18 protein-coding genes and 1 pseudogene are annotated in these 16,164 nt (G+C 71.2%); 10 read left to right on the top strand and 9 right to left on the bottom strand.

Going from position 1 to position 16,164, the window contains the following annotated elements; translation table 11 throughout:
• The first annotated feature begins 15 nt into the window (after positions 1-15).
• From acs to IE066_RS11535, 6 genes are all read left to right on the top strand, one after another.
• A complete protein-coding gene (acs, locus tag IE066_RS11560) occupies positions 16-1,968 on the top strand; it encodes an acetate--CoA ligase (RefSeq protein ID WP_189450004.1) in 1,953 nt (650 codons plus the stop codon).
• A 45-nt stretch (positions 1,969-2,013) separates the two neighbouring features.
• On the top strand, positions 2,014-2,553 hold the full coding sequence (locus IE066_RS11555; RefSeq protein WP_189450001.1) for a GNAT family N-acetyltransferase: 540 nt from the start codon (positions 2,014-2,016) through the stop codon (positions 2,551-2,553).
• Between the two features lie 31 nt (positions 2,554-2,584).
• Positions 2,585-3,400, top strand: a complete 816-nt coding sequence (locus IE066_RS11550) for an SAM-dependent methyltransferase (RefSeq protein WP_308427447.1) — start codon at positions 2,585-2,587, stop codon at positions 3,398-3,400.
• Positions 3,401-3,416: 16 nt separating this feature from the next.
• Positions 3,417-3,674: a hypothetical protein gene (locus IE066_RS11545; RefSeq protein WP_189449999.1), complete on the top strand. Its 258-nt coding sequence runs from the start codon at positions 3,417-3,419 to the stop codon at positions 3,672-3,674.
• A 52-nt stretch (positions 3,675-3,726) separates the two neighbouring features.
• The gene (locus tag IE066_RS11540) at positions 3,727-5,535 is read left to right on the top strand and encodes a tetratricopeptide repeat-containing diguanylate cyclase (RefSeq protein WP_189449996.1); all 1,809 of its coding nucleotides are present in this window, start codon (positions 3,727-3,729) and stop codon (positions 5,533-5,535) included.
• A 78-nt stretch (positions 5,536-5,613) separates the two neighbouring features.
• Positions 5,614-5,871, top strand: a complete 258-nt coding sequence (locus IE066_RS11535) for a hypothetical protein (RefSeq protein ID WP_189449994.1) — start codon at positions 5,614-5,616, stop codon at positions 5,869-5,871.
• A gap of 79 nt (positions 5,872-5,950) precedes the next feature.
• Here IE066_RS11535 and rpmG read toward each other — a convergent pair whose 3' ends face one another.
• The 6 genes and pseudogenes from rpmG to IE066_RS11505 form a co-directional block, all read right to left on the bottom strand.
• Positions 5,951-6,115: a 50S ribosomal protein L33 gene (rpmG, locus tag IE066_RS11530; RefSeq protein WP_036137644.1), complete on the bottom strand. Its 165-nt coding sequence runs from the start codon at positions 6,113-6,115 to the stop codon at positions 5,951-5,953.
• 13 nt (positions 6,116-6,128) lie between these two features.
• The gene (rpmB, locus tag IE066_RS11525; protein ID WP_133477832.1) at positions 6,129-6,365 is read right to left on the bottom strand and encodes a 50S ribosomal protein L28; all 237 of its coding nucleotides are present in this window, start codon (positions 6,363-6,365) and stop codon (positions 6,129-6,131) included.
• Between the two features lie 275 nt (positions 6,366-6,640).
• Positions 6,641-6,967: a lipid-A-disaccharide synthase N-terminal domain-containing protein gene (locus IE066_RS11520; RefSeq protein ID WP_425488939.1), complete on the bottom strand. Its 327-nt coding sequence runs from the start codon at positions 6,965-6,967 to the stop codon at positions 6,641-6,643.
• Positions 6,968-6,984: 17 nt separating this feature from the next.
• Positions 6,985-7,710 carry a glycosyltransferase family 2 protein gene (locus IE066_RS11515; RefSeq protein WP_189449990.1) on the bottom strand — a complete coding sequence of 242 codons (726 nt, stop codon included), beginning with the start codon at positions 7,708-7,710 and terminating at the stop codon, positions 6,985-6,987.
• Positions 7,711-7,859: 149 nt separating this feature from the next.
• Positions 7,860-8,774: a ParB/RepB/Spo0J family partition protein gene (locus IE066_RS11510; RefSeq protein ID WP_189449988.1), complete on the bottom strand. Its 915-nt coding sequence runs from the start codon at positions 8,772-8,774 to the stop codon at positions 7,860-7,862.
• Positions 8,771-9,529, bottom strand: a pseudogene (locus IE066_RS11505) (ParA family protein); the annotation flags it as partial. The gene IE066_RS11510 and the pseudogene IE066_RS11505, both read right to left, overlap by 4 nt.
• A gap of 174 nt (positions 9,530-9,703) precedes the next feature.
• Between IE066_RS11505 and rsmG the strand changes: the two are divergent.
• Positions 9,704-10,354: a 16S rRNA (guanine(527)-N(7))-methyltransferase RsmG gene (rsmG, locus tag IE066_RS11500; RefSeq protein ID WP_189449985.1), complete on the top strand. Its 651-nt coding sequence runs from the start codon at positions 9,704-9,706 to the stop codon at positions 10,352-10,354.
• On the opposite strand, the gene IE066_RS11495 is transcribed toward rsmG, so the two are convergent.
• Positions 10,351-10,956 (bottom strand): 4'-phosphopantetheinyl transferase family protein, encoded by a 606-nt coding sequence (locus IE066_RS11495; protein ID WP_189449983.1) that lies wholly within the window; start codon positions 10,954-10,956, stop codon positions 10,351-10,353. The genes rsmG and IE066_RS11495 overlap by 4 nt on opposite strands.
• A 65-nt stretch (positions 10,957-11,021) precedes the next feature.
• Here IE066_RS11495 and IE066_RS11490 point away from each other — a divergent pair, with 65 nt between their 5' ends.
• Positions 11,022-12,389 (top strand): AMP-binding protein, encoded by a 1,368-nt coding sequence (locus IE066_RS11490; RefSeq protein ID WP_189449980.1) that lies wholly within the window; start codon positions 11,022-11,024, stop codon positions 12,387-12,389.
• A gap of 159 nt (positions 12,390-12,548) precedes the next feature.
• On the top strand, positions 12,549-12,821 hold the full coding sequence (locus IE066_RS11485; protein ID WP_189449978.1) for a GlsB/YeaQ/YmgE family stress response membrane protein: 273 nt from the start codon (positions 12,549-12,551) through the stop codon (positions 12,819-12,821).
• A 69-nt stretch (positions 12,822-12,890) separates the two neighbouring features.
• On the opposite strand, the gene xth is transcribed toward IE066_RS11485, so the two are convergent.
• Positions 12,891-13,685 (bottom strand): exodeoxyribonuclease III, encoded by a 795-nt coding sequence (xth, locus tag IE066_RS11480; protein WP_189449975.1) that lies wholly within the window; start codon positions 13,683-13,685, stop codon positions 12,891-12,893.
• Between the two features lie 68 nt (positions 13,686-13,753).
• Here xth and ltaE point away from each other — a divergent pair, with 68 nt between their 5' ends.
• A complete protein-coding gene (ltaE, locus tag IE066_RS11475; RefSeq protein ID WP_189449973.1) occupies positions 13,754-14,758 on the top strand; it encodes a low-specificity L-threonine aldolase in 1,005 nt (334 codons plus the stop codon).
• Here the strand turns inward: ltaE and IE066_RS11470 are convergent, their stop codons facing one another.
• Entirely contained in the window at positions 14,759-16,156 is a 1,398-nt protein-coding gene (locus IE066_RS11470) for a coniferyl aldehyde dehydrogenase (RefSeq protein ID WP_189449971.1), read from the bottom strand.
• Positions 16,157-16,164: the final 8 nt, after the last annotated feature.

The following is a 16,164-nucleotide window of genomic DNA, read 5'->3' as shown; positions in this document are numbered from 1 at the left end:
TCGCCGGAGCCCACCATGTCGACGCCCGAGACCGTCCCGGTCGATCCCGCCTTCGCCGCCCGTGCCCGCCTCGATGCCGACGGCGCCGCCCGCCTGCGCGAGCGCGCGGCGCGCGATCCCGACGGCGTCTGGCGCGAGCTCGCCGGCCGGCTCGAGTGGATGCGCGCGCCAACCGAGATCCGCGACGTCAGCTTCGACCGCGACGACTTCCGCATCCGCTGGTATGCGGACGGCGAGCTCAACGCCAGCGTCAGCTGCCTCGATCGCCACCTCGACGCGCGCGGCGACCGCACCGCGCTGATCGTCGAGCCGGACGATCCGGCCGGCGAGGCGCAGCGCATCAGCTACCGCGAGCTGCATGCGCGCGTCTGCCGGCTCGGCAACGCGCTGCGCAACCTCGGCGTGCGCCGCGGCGACCGCGTCACGATCTATCTGCCGATGACTGCCGACGCGGTGGTCGCGATGCTGGCCTGCGCGCGCATCGGCGCGGTGCACTCGGTGGTGTTCGGCGGCTTCGCGCCGCAGTCGATCGCCGACCGCATCGCCGACTGCCGCAGCAAGCTGGTCATCACCGCCGACGAGGGCTGCCGCGGCGGCCGGCGCGTGCCGCTCAAGGCGAACGTCGATGCCGCACTGAAGCTGGCGGGCACGAATTCGGTGGAGACCGTGCTGGTGGTGCGCCATACCGGCGCCGGCATCGACATGCAGATGCCGCGCGACCGCTGGATGCACGCGGTGGTCGACGGCCAGCCGGACGTCTGCGAGCCCGAGCGCATGAACGCCGAGGACCCGCTGTTCATCCTCTACACCTCGGGCAGCACCGGAAAGCCCAAGGGCGTGCTGCACACCACCGGCGGCTATCTCGCATGGGCGGCGTGGACGCACGAACAGGTGTTCGACCTGCGCGAGGACGACGTCTACTGGTGCACCGCCGACGTCGGCTGGATCACCGGTCACAGCTACGTCGTCTACGGCCCGCTGGCCAACGGCGCGACGCAGGTGGTGTTCGAGGGCGTGCCGAACTACCCCGACGTCTCGCGCTTCTGGAACGTCGTCGACCGCCATCGCGTGACGATCTTCTACACCGCCCCCACGGCGATCCGCGCGCTGATGCGCGAGGGCGAGGCGCCGGTCAAGCGCGCCTCGCGCGCGTCGCTGCGCGTGCTGGGCAGCGTCGGCGAACCGATCAATCCGGAAGCCTGGCGCTGGTACTACGAGGTCGTCGGCGACTCGCGCTGCCCGATCGTCGATACGTGGTGGCAGACCGAGACCGGCGGCATCCTGATCTCGCCGCTGCCCGGCGCCGGCCCGCTCAAGCCCGGTTCGGCGACGAAGCCGCTGCCGGGCATCCGCGCCGCGCTGGTCGATGCCGAGGGCCGCGCCGTCGAGGGCGAAGGCGAGGGCAACCTCGTGCTGCTCGATTCCTGGCCGGGCCAGATGCGCACCGTCTATGGCGACCATGCGCGCTTCATCGAAACGTACTTCTCGACGTATCCAGGCATGTACTTCACCGGCGACGGCGCGCGACGCGATGCCGATGGCGACTACTGGATCACCGGCCGCGTCGACGACGTGCTCAACATCAGCGGCCACCGAATCGGCACCGCGGAAGTCGAGAGCGCGCTGGTCGCGCACCGCGATGTGGCCGAGGCCGCGGTGGTCGGCTATCCGCACGACATCAAGGGCCAGGGCCTGCATGCCTACGTGACGCTGAAGGCGGGCGTCGAGCCGACGGATGCTTTGCGCGCCGAACTCGTGCAGTGCGTGCGCAGCGCGATCGGCGCGATCGCGACGCCCGACCGCATCCAGTGGGCGCCGGGCCTGCCGAAGACGCGCTCGGGCAAGATCATGCGCCGCATCCTGCGCAAGATCGCCGAGGGCGCGGCCGACCAGCTCGGCGACACCTCGACGCTGGCCGAGCCCGCGGTGGTGGAGACGCTGGTCGCCGATGCGCGCGCCTGGTCGTGATGCATTGATGTGCAGCGGCGCCGCGGCCGTGCGGCATCCATCGCGATGACGCTGGCCACGCTGTCGACGCCTCACCTGTCGATGCCGCCGCTGCAGGCGCGGCACGAGGCGCTGTACACCGCGCTGTACGCCGACCCGCGGGTGATGTCGCGCATCGCCGCGCCGCTCGCGCCCGACGAGGCACGGCGCGCGTTCGCCGCGGCGTTGTCCGCGCTCGACGATCCCGAGCCCGCCCTGCGCACCTGGGCGGTGCTCGAACGCGATACCGGCCGTGCGTTGGGCATCGGCGCGATGATCCGTCGCGAACGCGACACCGAACTCGGCCTGATGCTGCTGCCCGCGGCCTGGAACGCACGCTACTCGCACGAGGTGATCGACGCGCTGGTCGCGCATGCGTTCGACGGCCTCGGCATCGATCGGCTGGTCGGCATCTGCCGCGCCGGCGCCAACGAGCGCATGTCGCGCCGCCTGTTGCGCGCGCACGGTTTCGTCGACGTGACGCCCGACCGGCCCGGCACCGCGCAGTGGGCGCTGGACCGCGGCGACTGGCTGCAGCCGGTTGGCATGCCGCCCGCGGCGGGGTAGGGTGGGCCGGTCGTCGTTGGGGAGCGACTGCGTGGACATCGAGAGCGCGCGACCGGGCCATCTGGCCTGCGTCGGGCTGGGAATGCTGCTGGGCGGCCATCTGGCCCCGCGCGCCCGCGCCTACCTGGAACAGGCCGACGTCGTCTTCGTGGCCGCGTCGGACGCGGTCGTCGAGCTCTGGGTGCAGTCCATCCGCGCCGACGCACGCAGCCTCCAGCCCTACTACGCGGAGGGCAAGCCGCGCCGGCAGACCTACCGCGAGATGATCGAGGCGATGCTGGCCGAGGTGCGCGCCGGCCGTCGCGTCTGCGCCGCGTTCTACGGCCACCCCGGCGTGTTCGCACAGGTGCCGCACGACGCCATCGCGCAGGCCCGTGCCGAAGGCCTCGCTGCGGTGATGGAGCCCGGCGTCTCGGCCGAGGCCTGCCTCTACGCCGACCTCGGCATCGATCCCGGCCGCTGGGGCTGCCAGCACTACGAGGCCACCCAGTTCCTGCTCTACCAGCGCCGCATCGACCCGACCGCGCACCTGGTGCTGTGGCAGGTCGGCGTGGTCGGCGACGCGGCCTGCCGCCGTTATGCGTCCACGCGCGCGCATCGCCAGTTGCTGGTCGACCGCCTGCTCGCCGACTACCCACCGGAGCATGAGGTGGTGGTCTACGAGGCCGCCACGTTGCCGATCGCCACGCCGCGCATGGAACGCCTGCCGCTCTCGCGCCTGGCGGGCGCCGAGTTGTCCATGCAGTCCACGCTGGTGGTGCCGCCCGCGCGGCCGCCCGTGCCCGATCCCGCGATGCGCGCGCTGTTCGCGCGCCTCGACGCCGATTCCGACGCCGTACCTGCCTGAAACGAGGAGTTCCTCCATGTCCAGCCTGCCGCTCCTGCTCGAACAGCTCGCCTGCACGCCTTACGGTGACGACGCCTTCGTCGCCGCCGTCGACGGCCTCGAGCCCGAACTGCGCGCCGCCCTGCTCGGCCGCGACACCGCCGGGCTCGTCGCCGCGCTCAGCGGCCGGCCGGTGATGGCCTGCCTGATCATGTCGCCGGACGAGGAATCGCCCGAGCCGGCCGAGCAGCCGGACGAGGACGAGCCGGGCAGCGAGGACGCTCCGGGCGCGTAAAGCGTTATGCTCAGCTCGGATTCAGTCTCCGAGCCGAGCGCGGAGTCGCGGCATGGCAATCCATTCCCTGCGGTCGTTGCTGCTGGGGGCAGGCCTGTTCCTGCTCCCCGCGATGGCGTGCGCGACGTCCTTCGCCGATCGCCTGCGTGAGGCCGATGCGGTGCGCAGCGGGGATTCGGCGCGCTTCGTGGCACTGGTCGATGGCCTCGCCCGCGACCGCGACCGGGCCGACGAGTCCGAGCTTCGCCACCTTCGCCTGCTGCAGGACTACCGGCGCGCGTTCGCGGGCGATTACCAGGGCGCCTCGGCCGATGCGATGGCGCTCGTCGAGCAGGCACCCGAGCCGGTACTGCGCTACCGCGCCGCGTTGCTGGTCAGCAACATCGCCGCGCTCAAGCGCGACTACCTCGTCGGCCTGCGTTACCTCGATCGTGCGCTGTCGATGCGCGACCGCATCGAAGATCCGGCGATCCGCAACCTCAGCGGCACGGTCGCCGGCACGCTCTACAACGAATTCGGCCATTACGAGCTCGCGCTCAATGAAGCCGAGCGCGTGCTCGCCGACCATCCTGACCCGCACAACCGCTGCGGCGCACGGCAGATCCGCGCGCGTGCGCTCAACGGACTGGGACGCACGCTGGACGAGGGGCGCGACATCCAGGAGGCGATCGCCGACTGCGCCGCGCAACGGCAGCCGATGGCGGTCAACGCCATTCGCGCCACGCTGGCCGAGTATTGGGCGGCGCACGGGCGTCGCAAGCAGGCGATCGCGCTGCTGGAGAAGAACCTGCCGGAGACGCTCGACACGGGCTACACCCGCCTGATCGGCGAAGTGCGCCAGCTTCTCGCGCAGTTCCATCTCGACGAGGGCGACGTCGCCAAGGCCCAGGCCCAGGCGCGCGCCATCGTCACCGCGCCCGGCCAGGACCCGACCTCGTTGGCGACCGTCGTCGCGCACCGCGTGCTCTACCTGGCGGCGATGCAGCGCGGCGACACCGCCGAGGCCTTCCGCCACTACCGCCTCTACGCCGAGGCCGACAAGGCGCGGCTGGACGACATCAAGGCGCGCGAATACGCGTTCCAGCTCAGCCGCCATGAGATCAAGCAGAAGAACCAGTCGATCGCGCTGCTGACCAGCAAGAACCGCCTGCTGAGCCTGCAGCAGGAGGTCGACCGCCGCACCAAGTGGAACTTCAGCCTGGCCATCGCGCTGCTGCTGGTGCTGGTGGCCTCGTTCGGCTACTGGGGCTGGCGCGCGCGCCGCATGCACGGCTCGCTGCGCCGTCTCGCCGAGACCGACGGGCTGACCGGGCTGGCCAACCGTCGCCATTTCCGCGAGCGATCCGAAGCCGTGCTCGCGGCCTGCGCCGAGCGACGGCGCCCGGTCAGCGTGCTGCTGCTCGACCTCGACCACTTCAAGCAGATCAACGACCAGTGCGGCCATGCCGCCGGCGACTGGGTGCTGCGCGAGGTCGCGCGCGTCGGGCGTCTGCATTGCCGCGAGCAGGATCTGTTCGGACGACTCGGCGGCGAGGAGTTCGCGCTGACGCTGGTCGACTGCGATGCCGATGCGGCCATGCGCACGGCCGAGGCCTGCCGCCGCGCGATCGCCTCGATCGACGCAGGGTCCACCGGCTGCGGGCTGCCGGTGACGGCGAGCGTCGGGGTGGTCGCCACCCGGGGCGCCTCGGACTACGACTACGAGGCGCTGATCGCCCATGCCGACGCGGCGATGTACCGCTCCAAGCTGGCCGGCCGCAACCGGGTGGCGCTGTACACGCCGCCGCCGGTACCCGGCGCCGGTCAGGCCGAGCCCGCGCTCGACCGCCGCAATGCCGAGGCGATGCTGCGCGAATACTGAGCCGTCGCTGCACGTCGACATGGTCGCGACACGCGGGCGGTAGCGTGGGGCCCACGCCCGAGCCGCGACGACCTCCGCATGGATGAGAACCGACGCATAGCGGACTACCTGCGTTCCACCGCCGACCTCACCGAGTACTTCCGCACCTGCCGGGAGACCGGGGACCTGACGCTGGTCGAGAGCGCGCTTCGCGACATGCCCGAATGGGCGACCTTCCACGAGGTCAAGAGCGCGCTCGGCGCGGCAGGCCTGCGCCTGAGCGTCACGCCGCTCACCGCCGCCGACAAGGTACTGCCCGATTACGTGGAGCGCCGTCGCGGCCCGCGCATGCACTGACCGCGACACGCATCGGCCGCGCAACAAAAAACCCGCCGGAAGGCGGGTTTTTCGCAGGAAAGCGATCGCAAGCCAGGGCTTACTTGATCTTGCCTTCCTTGTACGGCACGTGCTTGCGCACCACCGGATCGTACTTCTTGATTTCCATCTTGCCGGGCGTGTTCTTCTTGTTCTTGTCGGTCGTGTAGAAGTGACCGGTGCCGGCCGAGGAGATCAGGCGGATCTTGTCGCGCTTGGAAGCCATCGTCGTCTACTCCTCAGATCTTTTCGCCGCGGGCGCGAAGATCGGCGAGCACGGCGTCGATGCCGTTCTTGTCGATGGTGCGCAGGGCATTGGCGGAAATACGCAGCTTGACCCAGCGATTCTCCGAAGCGACCCAGAAGCGGCGCTCGTGGAGGTTCGGCTGGAAACGGCGGCGGGTCTTGTTGTTGGCGTGGGAGACGTTGTTACCCGTCACCGTACGCTTGCCGGTGACCTGGCATACCTTGGACATACGCACCTCGAGAGGTATTGGGCTTCCCTTGGCCAGGGAGGCGGCGGCCCCGACGCGCCTTGTGGGCGTCGCGCGATGCGGGCGGGGTGCCCACGCACGCAGGAAGCGCGGCGGGCGATTCGCAGGTGCCGGAAAACGCGCTTTCCGGTGGACGTCCGCGCCGATGGAAGACGGCGGACGCAGCGAGCCGCGCATTATGGCCGCAGATCCCTTTGCGGGCAAGCACTTACGCGTGCCGCGCCGCGGCGGGCCCGTTCAGCCGGGCGGCGCAGTGCTCAGTGCGGGGCGCGGTCGCGCCGCCAGCCGCGATGGCGGATGTCCAGCCACAGGCTGTAGACGGCGGTGAACGCCGGGAACAGGTTCTGGATCACGCCCACCGAGTCGCGCTTCTGCGAGAACACGAAGTAGCTCAGCGTCATCAGGCTGCCGACCACGCTCATGTACCAGAACAGGCGAGGGATCACCGGCTTGCCGGCACGGCGGCTGGCGGTGAACTGCACCAGCCAGCGCCCGCCGAACATGGCCGCGCCGACCAGGCCGATCAGTTTCCACGGCGAGGCATGCAGCCCCGTCCACGCGAGCCACGGGATCGGGCTGTTCATGAAGTCGCCCACCACGGTCAGACCTCCTCGGTCCGCGTGAGGCGCGAGCGGGTGATCAGCCAGGCCACGCCGCGCAGGTCGCGGATGCCGACCAGCGCGCGGTTCAAGTTGTTGTACTTCGACACGCCGGCGCCGCGCGGGCGGTGGTTCACCGGCACGCTCACCGTCTTCCAGCCGGCGCGCTGCATCAGCGCGGGCAGGTAGCGGTGCATGTGGTCGAAGTAGGGCAGGTCGAGGAAGGCCTCGCGCTCGAACAGCTTGATGCCGCAGCCGGTGTCGGGCGTGGAATCGCGCAGCATCCGCGAGCGGATCGCGTTGGCGATCTTCGACGCCCAGCGCTTGCTGCCGGTGTCCTTTCGCTGCACGCGCCAGCCGGCGAACAGTTTCACGTCGGCCGGCGACTCGTCGCGCATGGCGAGCAGCTTGGGAATGTCGGTCGGATCGTTCTGGCCGTCGCCATCGAGCGTGGCGATCCACGCGCCGCGCGCGGCCTTGACGCCGTTGCGCGTCGCCGTGCTCTGCCCGCTGTTGCTCAGGTGCCGCACGATGCGCAGCTCGGGCGCCTCGGCCTTCAGTGCCTGCAGCGCGGCGACGGTGTCGTCCTTCGAGCAGTCGTCGACGTAGACGATCTCGAACTCGGTGACGCCACGCAGGGCCTGCACGATCTCGCGTACCAGCGGCGCGACGTTGCCCGCCTCGTTGTAGACCGGAACGACGACGGAGAGCGGAAAAGCGGGCGTCATGGGGATCTCGATGGGTGGCCGCGTCCGTGCGACGGGGCTCGTGGGCCCGTTGGAGCGGCATTGTCGCCGATAGTTCCGCGGCCGCCGTCGCCGCAGGGCGACGCTGCGGTACGCCGCGCGCCTGCAGCCTCGACCGGGTTCGACCGCGGTCAGCCCGCGCGCGGGCCCCGCAGGCGCTCGAGCACGCCGTCCAGCGATTCGAGGTCGCTGTAGTGGATGACCAGCCGGCCCTTGTTGCCGCGGCCGTTGAGCACGTTGACCTTGGTGCCCAGCGTCTCCGCGAGCTCGCGCTCGAGCGCGACGATGTCGGCCTGCGGACGCGCCTTGGCCGCGCGCGGCTTCGCGCCGCCTGGCACTTGCCCCGCCATCAGCTGCTGCACGCGGTGCTCGACCTCGCGCACCGACCAGCCGTTTTCCGCGGCCTGCCGCGCGAGCGCGACGGCGGCCTGCGGCTGCAGCGGCAGCAATGCGCGCGCATGGCCCATCTCGATCGCGCGGGTTTCCACCAGCACGCGGATCTCGGGCGGCAATTCCAGCAGACGCAGCAGGTTCGACACCGCGGCGCGCGAACGGCCCACGGCTTCCGCGGCCTGCGCATGGGTGAGGTCGAACTCGTCGATCAGGCGCTGCAGCGCCTGCGCCTCTTCCAGCGGGTTGAGGTCCTCGCGCTGGATGTTCTCGATCAGCGCCATCGCGACCACGGTGCGGTCGTCGACCTCGCGCACCACCACCGGGATCTCGGCGAGGCCCGCGAGCTTGGACGCGCGCCAGCGGCGTTCGCCGGCGATGATCTCGTAGGTCTTGCCGCCGTGGTCGCGGATCTCGCGCACCACGATCGGCTGGATCACGCCCTGCGCCTTGATCGATTCCGACAGCTCGGCGAGCTTGGCTTCGTCCCAGTGGCGGCGCGGCTGGTACTTGCCGGCGACCAGCGCGTCGACGGGGAGCTGGCGCAGCGTGTCGCCCGGCTGCGCCTCGACGATCTGCGGCGCCTCCGCCGCGGCCTTCGGGCCGAGCAGCGCTTCCAGCCCGCGGCCGAGGCCGCGCTTCTTCGCCGTGCTCATGCCGCAGCCTCCTGCGCCTTCTTCGCCGCGACGTCGCGCTCGCGCGCACGGCGCACCACTTCGCCGGCGAGGCCGAGGTATGCCACGCCGCCGCGGCTGGCGCGGTCGTAGCCGACGATCGACTGGCCGTGGCTCGGCGCCTCCGCGAGGCGCACGTTGCGCGGCACGATGGTGCGGAAGACCTTGTCGCCGAAATGGTTGATGAGCTCGGCCGACACCGCGTTGGCGAGGTTGTTGCGCACGTCGAACATGGTGCGCAGCACGCCCTCGATCTCGAGCTTCGGATTCAGGCGCGCGCGAATGGCCTCGATCGTTTCGACCAGCGCCGAAATGCCTTCGAGCGCGTAGTACTCGCACTGCATCGGCACGATCACCGAGTCCGCGGCGGTCAGCGCGTTGAGCGTGAGCAGCGACAGCGCCGGCGGGCAGTCGATGAGGATGAAGTCGTAGTCGGCGCGCAGCGGTTCCAGCGCGGCCTTGAGCTGCTGCTCGCGCTCGCCGCGATCCATCAGCTGGATCTCGGCGGCGGTGAGGTCGATGTTGCCGGGCAGCAGGTCGAAGTCCTCGGCGGTGCGCACGATGGCGGATTTCGCGTCGGACTCGCCGAGCAGCACCTCGGTGATCGACGCCTCGATCGCGCGCTTGTCCACGCCCGAGCCCATCGTCGCGTTGCCCTGCGGATCGAGGTCGACCAGCAGCACCTTCTGCGGCGCGCGGGCGAGCCCGGCGGCGAGGTTCACGGCCGTGGTCGATCGCGATGATGCGGGCCATTCGGCTCGTTCCCCTGGCTGGCTGCGGTGGACGCGGAACGGAACCGGGCCGCCTGCGCGGCGGTCGGTCGGGTCCGCTCCGGACCGCCTAGGATACCCGCCCGCGCGCCGCACCATGAGGCGCGGAGCGCGCGGGCGGGCGCCGGTCATACTGTCGCGATGCCTGCCGACCTGCCCTCCGACCTTCGTCCGATGCTCGAGTCGGGCCTGACCGACCTCGGCCTCGACACCGCGCATGCCCCGCGCCTGCTCGCCTACCTGGCGCTGCTGGTGCGCTGGAACGCGACCTACAACCTCACCGCCATCCGCGACCCGCGCGAGATGGTGACCAAGCACCTGCTGGACTCGCTGGCCATGCACGCCTTCGTCGACCCGCTGGTCGCCTCGAACGGCGCGTTGGCCGACCTCGGCACCGGCGCCGGCCTGCCCGGCATCCCGCTGGCGATCGTCAAGCCGGGCCTGCGCGTCACGCTGGTCGAGAGCGCGGGCAAGAAGGCGCGCTTCATGCGCCAGGCGATCCGTGAGCTGGGGCTGGACGGCGCGCGCGTGGCCGAGTCGCGCATCGAGGCGCTGGACGAGCCAGGCGCCTACGCCGCGATCACCGCGCGCGCGCTGGCGACGATCCCGCTGATCCTCGAATTGGGCGGGCATCTGCTCGCCGGGGACGGCGTGCTGCTGGCGATGAAGGGCGTCCATCCCGCCGACGAGCTGGCGCAGCTGCCGGCCGGCTGGGTGCTGCGCGACAGCCGGCCGCTGCGGGTGCCGGGCCTGACCGCCGAGCGCCACCTGGTGACGGTCGGCCGCGCCTAGTCGGAAAAGCGCGGCCCGGCCGGGTGCCAGGCCAGCATGCCGACGAACCCGTCCAGCGGCAGGCGCCGCAGGGTCCAGTCGCCCGGTGCGCCGAGCGCGGCGTCCATGGCGACAAGGCGTGGCGCGGCCGCCGGATCTTCGAAGCCGTCGAAGCACAGCCGGTGCAGGCCGAAGGCCAGTCCGCGCCCATGCGCCTTCAGCACGGACTCCTTGGCGCACCACAGGCGCAGGAAGGCATCGGCGCGCCGGTCCTCGGGGAGGGCGGCAAGGCCGGCGGTCTCGCCCGGGGCGAAGTAGCGGTCGGCGAGTTCGAGCACGCGCGGGCGGGCCCGCGGGCGCTCGATATCGATGCCCACGCGCACGCCCTCGCCCAGCGCGATCGCCAGCCGGTCGCCGCTGTGGCTCCAGTTGCAGTCCCAGTCGCCGAGCTGCAGCGCGGGGCGGCCGTGCGGGCCGCGGCCGATCGCCAGCGCCGCCGGGTCCACGCCGAGTTCGGCGCCCAGCCAGGCGCGCGCGGCCGGCTCGGCCGCCGCCTTCGGCGGCAACGCGAGGTCGGCGACGAGCACCGGGCCGAAGCGGCGGGGGCGGGCGGAAGCGGGCATCGCGGCTGACCGGGCGGGGCCCGCAGCGTAAAGTAAGCCGCCGGGGAACGCAGGTCGGAACCAGCATGTCGGCGGTGGTCGGAACAGAACTCGACGGGGGCGCGCGCCTGCAGGCGCTGGTGACCGGCCCGTCCACGCGCGTGGTCGCCTACGACCACGGCCGCCCGGTCACCCGCGAGACCTTCGAGTCGCACGTGCGCGCCGTCGCCGGCACCTTGCCGCCGGCCGCGTACGCGGTGAACCTTTGCGAGGATCGCTACCGCTTCATCGTCGCGCTCGCCGCCGCCGCCCTGCGCGGGCAGGTGACGCTGCTGCCGTCCTCGCGCGCGCCGGCGGTGGTCGACGCCGTGCGGGTCGAGCACCCCGATTCGATCTGCATCGGCGACGGCATGCTCGATCCCGCGCCGCCCGGCTACCACCGCCTGCCCGACACGCTGCCCGCGCTCGACGGCCCGCCGCTGGAGATCGATGCAGACGCCGCGCTGGTGATCGGCTTCACGTCCGGCAGCACCGGCCAGCCCAAGCCCAACCTCAAGACGCTCGCGAGCTTCGTCGCCAGCACCGCGCAGAACCTCGCCGCGCTCGACGACCTGCTCGCGCCTGGCATCACCACGCCGCTGGTGGCGACGGTGCCGCCGCAGCACATGTACGGCATGGAGATGTCGGTGCTGCTGCCGCTGCTGGGCGATCTCGCCGTGCACGGCGGCCGCCCGTTCTTCCCGCAGGACGTCGCGCGTGCGCTCGCTGAATGCCCACGCCCCGCGCTGCTGGTCAGCACGCCGGTGCACCTGCGCGCGCTGGTGCAGGCGAGCGTCGACGATTCGTCGTTCCGCATGCCGCCGCTCGCGGGCATCGTCTCGGCCACGGCACCGCTGCCCGCCGAACTTGCGCGGGCCGCGGAGGCTGCGTTCGGCTGCGAGGTGCGCGAGATGTTCGGCTCGACCGAGACCTGCATCTTCGCGCGCCGCCGCACCGCGCAGGACGATGCATGGACGCTGTTGCCGGGCGTGCGACTGCATCCGCAGCCCGACGGCACGCTGGTCGACGCGCCGCATCTCGCCGCGCCGGTCGCGCTCGCCGACATCGTCGAGCTGCTGCCCGATGCGCGCTTCCGCCTCTGCGGTCGCAATGCCGATCTTCTCGAGATCGCCGGCAAGCGCGCTTCGCTCGGCGACCTCACGCGGCGACTGCTCGCGGTGCCGGGCGTTGTCGACGGCGTCGTCGTGCAGCTCGATGCGGATGCGCACGGCGTCGCGCGCATCGCCGCACTCGCGGTCGCGCCCACGCTCGATGCCGATGCGATCCTGCGCGTGCTGCGCACGCAGATGGATCCGGTGTTCCTGCCGCGCCGTCTCCGTTGCGTCGCATCATTGCCGCGCAACGAAACAGGCAAGCTCCCGCGTGCCACCGTCATCGAGCTGCTGCAGGGCTGAACGCACGGCCACTTTCACGCAATGCCGACGCCGCGCGTCGGCAAACGCCTGAAAACGCGGCGGATTTAATACGCGCCCGTCACAGCCGCCTTCCCAGACTGAGCTCGCCCCCATCGCAGGGGTGCCGAATTCACCCTCTGACTGGAAAGGAGAAACCCCATGAGCTTCATCATTTGGCTGATCGTCGGCGGCATCATCGGTTGGGTCGCCAGCATGATCATGCGGACCGACGCCCAGCAGGGCGCGCTCATGAACATCGTCGTCGGCATCGTCGGCGCGTTCCTCGGCGGCTGGCTGGGCGGCATGCTGCTGGGTGATGCGGGCAGCATCAACAACGGCGACTTCTCGCTGTCGGGCCTGCTGATGTCGCTGCTGGGCGCCGTCGTCCTGCTCGCCATCGTCAACCTGTTCCGTCGCGGCCGCGTGCGTTAACAGGCGACACGGTTTCGACGAAAAAGGCCCGGATTTCCGGGCCTTTTTCGTTATGCGGCTTCGTGCGAATCACTCGTGATCGCCGATCTCGACCCAAGCCGGCGCATGGTCGCTCGGCCGCTCCCACTTGCGCGGCTCCTTGTCGATGCCGGCGGCGACGCACCCGCTCTTCAGCGCGTCCGACACCAGCGTCAGGTCGATGCGCAGGCCGAGGTTGCGGCGGAACGCGAACTGGCGGTAGTCCCACCAGCTGAAGCTGCGATCGTCGGGATTGAGCGCGCGGAACGCGTCGTGCAGGCCGAGCGCGCGCAGGCGATCGAGTGCATCGCGTTCGGCGCGCGAGGTGAGGATGCGTTCCTCGTTCCAGTACACGGGATCGTGCACGTCGCGTTCGTCGGGCGCGATGTTGAAGTCGCCGAGCAGCACCAGCTTCGGATGCCGCGCGATCTCGCCCGACAGCCAGGCATGCAGCGCATCGAGCCAGCGCAGCTTGTAGGCGTACTTGTCGCTGCCCACCGACTGCCCGTTGACCACGTAGACATCGACGACACGCACGCCGTTCACCGTCGCGGCGAGCACGCGCTTCTGCTCGTCCTCGAAGTCGGGAATGCCGACCTGCACGTCCTCGATCGCGCCGCCGCCGGGGCCGTCCATGCGCGAGAGGATCGCCACGCCGTTGTAGGTCTTCTGCCCGGAGAACACGCTGCGGTAGCCCGCCGCCGCGAGCGCGGCGTCCGGGAACTTCGCATCCTCGAGCTTGGTTTCCTGCAGCGCGACCACGTCGGGGCGCGCGGCCGCGAGCCACTGCTCGAGGTGCGGGAGCCGCACGTTCAGGGAATTGACGTTCCAGCTGGCGATCTTCATGACGGAAGTCTAGCCGCAGCCGCCAGCCCGGCTGGCATGATCGCGGGCCCGAACCCGATCGCCCGGCCATGATGCCCATCGACCTGCGCAGCGACACCGTCACCCGTCCCACGGCCGCGATGCGCGAGGCGATGCTGCGCGCGGAGGTCGGCGACGACGTCTACGGCGAGGATCCGACGGTGATCGCGCTCCAAGAACGCGTGGCCGCCGACCTCGGCTTCGAGGCCGCGCTGTTCACGCCCAGCGGCACGCAGGCCAACCTCATCGGCCTGATGGCGCATTGCGCGCGCGGCGACGAATACATCGTCGGCATGGACGCGCATACCTACAAGTTCGAGGGCGGCGGCGCGGCGGTGCTCGGCTCGATCCAGCCGCAGCCGATTCCGCAGGCCGCCGACGGCAGCCTGCCGCTGGAGGTGGTCGAGCGCGCGATCAAGCCGGTCGACCCGCACTTCGCGCGCACGCGCCTGCTCGCGCTGGAGAACACCTGGCACGGCCGCGTTCTGCCGATGGGTTACCTGCGCGATGCGCGCGAGTTCTGCGACCACCACGGCCTCGCGCTGCACCTCGACGGCGCGCGCCTGTACAACGCCGCCGTCGCGCTCGGCGTGCCGGCCGGCGACATCGCGCGGCATTTCGACAGCGTGTCGGTCTGCCTGTCGAAGGGCCTCGGCGCGCCGGTGGGTTCGGTGCTCGCCGGCTCGCGCGTGTTGATCGAATCGGCGAAGCGCTGGCGCAAGGTCTGCGGCGGCGGCATGCGCCAGGCCGGCATCCTCGCCGCGGGCGCGTTGCACGCGCTCGACCACCACGTCGCGCGCCTGGCCGATGACCACCGCCGCGCCGACACGCTGGCGCGCGAACTCGCCGCGCTGGGCCTGCCCGCGCAGGCGCATACCAACATGGTGTTCGTCGACACGCCCGTCGAGCGCCAGGCCGCCTTGAAGGCGCACCTGGCCGCGCACGGCATCGTGATCTCGACCGGCTACCTGCCGACGATCCGCCTGGTCATGCACCTCGACGTGGACGACGATGGCGTCGCGCGCACCATCGAGGCGTTCCGCGCGTTCGCCTGATCAGCGCGCCAGCCAGCGGATCACGCGGTCCAGCCGCGAATAGGGCGGCCGCAGCAGGTCGGTGACGGCGAGGCGCCGCTGCTGGAACACCGGCAGCAGCTTGCTGAAGGTGTCGAAGCCGGCCTGCCCGTGGATCGCGCCCATGCCGCTGGGGCCGATGCCGCCGAACGGCAGGCCCTGCGCGCCGAAATGCAGCAGCGTGTCGTTGACGGTGACGCCGCCGGCGAGCGTGCCGTCGACCAGTGTCTCGACGTTCGCGCGCGCGTGGCTGAAGGGGTACATCGCCAACGGGCGCTCCAGCGACGCGATGCGCGCGACGGCGTCGTCCAGCGTGGCGTACGACAGAACCGGCAGGATCGGGCCGAAGATCTCCTCGCGCATCAGTCGCAATGACGACGGCGGGTCGACGACCAGCACCGGCGGCAGCAGGCGGGTGGCCGCGTCGCCGTCGCCGAACGGCGCGATCACCGTCGCGCCGGCCGCGCGTGCTTCCTCGACGTAACCGGAGAGTCGCGCGTACTGCGCGCCGTTGATGATGCGGGTGTAGTCGGGCGAGGCAGCGAGGTCGCCGTAACGCGCGCGAAGCTGCGCGAGGATCGCCTCGACGAACGCATCGCGGCGTGTCGCATCGACCAGCGCGTAGTCCACGCCGATACAGGTCTGCCCGGCGTTGAACCACTTGCCGGTGGCGATGCGCGCGGCGGCGGTTTCGACTTCGAAATCCGGGCAGACGATCGCCGGTGCCTTGCCGCCGAGTTCCAGCGTCACCGGCGTGAGGTTCGGCGCGGCCGCGGCCATGACCTTGCGGCCCACCGCGGTGGAGCCGGTGAAAAGCAGATGGTCGAACGGCAGCGCGGCGAAGTCGGCGCCGACGTCGGCGCCGCCGATGGCGACGGCGACGCGATCGCCCGGGAACACGTCGGCAAGCAACTCGCGCAGCCATTCGCTGGTGCGCGGCGTGTGCTCCGACGGTTTCAGGTAGACGTGGTTGCCGGCGGCGATCGCACTCACCAGCGGCACCAATGCAAGGTTGACCGGATAGTTCCAGGGCGCGATCACGCCGACCACGCCCACCGGCATCGGCCGCACTCGCGCGCGCGCCGGCCACAGGCGCCAGCCGACCTTCGCGCTGCGTGCGCGCGACCAGCGCCGCAGGTGCGCGAGGCAGTGGTCGATCTCGGCCAGCACGATCAGCGTCTCGGCTATGAGGTTCTCGTGCGCGGAGCGATGGCCGAAGTCGGCGCGGATCGCCGCGTCCATCGTCGATTGCCGCGCGTGGAAGGCCCCGCGCAGGCGGCGCAGGTCGGCCACGCGCTGCGCGAGGTCGGGCTTGCGCGCGCGCCAGGCGGCCTGCAGGCGCGCATGCGTGGCGACGAGTTCGGGATTCAGCGTGTTCATGCGTTCGG

The organism is Cognatilysobacter xinjiangensis, from assembly GCF_014651995.1.
Lineage (GTDB): Bacteria > Pseudomonadota > Gammaproteobacteria > Xanthomonadales > Xanthomonadaceae > Cognatilysobacter > Cognatilysobacter xinjiangensis.
Note: the sequence above shows the minus strand (reverse complement) of the source record. Positions and strands in the feature narration are given on the sequence as shown.

Excerpts from the sequence above, each read along its gene's own strand:
- acs (WP_189450004.1), top strand. The coding sequence starts at position 16 with ATGTCGACGCCCGAGACCGTCCCGGTCGATCCCGCCTTCGCCGCCCGT.
- IE066_RS11555 (WP_189450001.1), top strand. The coding sequence starts at position 2,014 with ATGACGCTGGCCACGCTGTCGACGCCTCACCTGTCGATGCCGCCGCTG.
- IE066_RS11545 (WP_189449999.1), top strand. The coding sequence starts at position 3,417 with ATGTCCAGCCTGCCGCTCCTGCTCGAACAGCTCGCCTGCACGCCTTAC.
- IE066_RS11540 (WP_189449996.1), top strand. The coding sequence starts at position 3,727 with ATGGCAATCCATTCCCTGCGGTCGTTGCTGCTGGGGGCAGGCCTGTTC.
- IE066_RS11535 (WP_189449994.1), top strand. The coding sequence starts at position 5,614 with ATGGATGAGAACCGACGCATAGCGGACTACCTGCGTTCCACCGCCGAC.
- rpmG (WP_036137644.1), bottom strand. The coding sequence starts at position 6,115 with ATGGCTTCCAAGCGCGACAAGATCCGCCTGATCTCCTCGGCCGGCACC.
- rpmB (WP_133477832.1), bottom strand. The coding sequence starts at position 6,365 with ATGTCCAAGGTATGCCAGGTCACCGGCAAGCGTACGGTGACGGGTAAC.
- IE066_RS11520 (WP_425488939.1), bottom strand. The coding sequence starts at position 6,967 with ATGAACAGCCCGATCCCGTGGCTCGCGTGGACGGGGCTGCATGCCTCG.
- IE066_RS11515 (WP_189449990.1), bottom strand. The coding sequence starts at position 7,710 with ATGACGCCCGCTTTTCCGCTCTCCGTCGTCGTTCCGGTCTACAACGAG.
- IE066_RS11510 (WP_189449988.1), bottom strand. The coding sequence starts at position 8,774 with ATGAGCACGGCGAAGAAGCGCGGCCTCGGCCGCGGGCTGGAAGCGCTG.
- rsmG (WP_189449985.1), top strand. The coding sequence starts at position 9,704 with ATGCCTGCCGACCTGCCCTCCGACCTTCGTCCGATGCTCGAGTCGGGC.
- IE066_RS11495 (WP_189449983.1), bottom strand. The coding sequence starts at position 10,956 with ATGCCCGCTTCCGCCCGCCCCCGCCGCTTCGGCCCGGTGCTCGTCGCC.
- IE066_RS11490 (WP_189449980.1), top strand. The coding sequence starts at position 11,022 with ATGTCGGCGGTGGTCGGAACAGAACTCGACGGGGGCGCGCGCCTGCAG.
- IE066_RS11485 (WP_189449978.1), top strand. The coding sequence starts at position 12,549 with ATGAGCTTCATCATTTGGCTGATCGTCGGCGGCATCATCGGTTGGGTC.
- xth (WP_189449975.1), bottom strand. The coding sequence starts at position 13,685 with ATGAAGATCGCCAGCTGGAACGTCAATTCCCTGAACGTGCGGCTCCCG.
- ltaE (WP_189449973.1), top strand. The coding sequence starts at position 13,754 with ATGATGCCCATCGACCTGCGCAGCGACACCGTCACCCGTCCCACGGCC.
- IE066_RS11470 (WP_189449971.1), bottom strand. The coding sequence starts at position 16,156 with ATGAACACGCTGAATCCCGAACTCGTCGCCACGCATGCGCGCCTGCAG.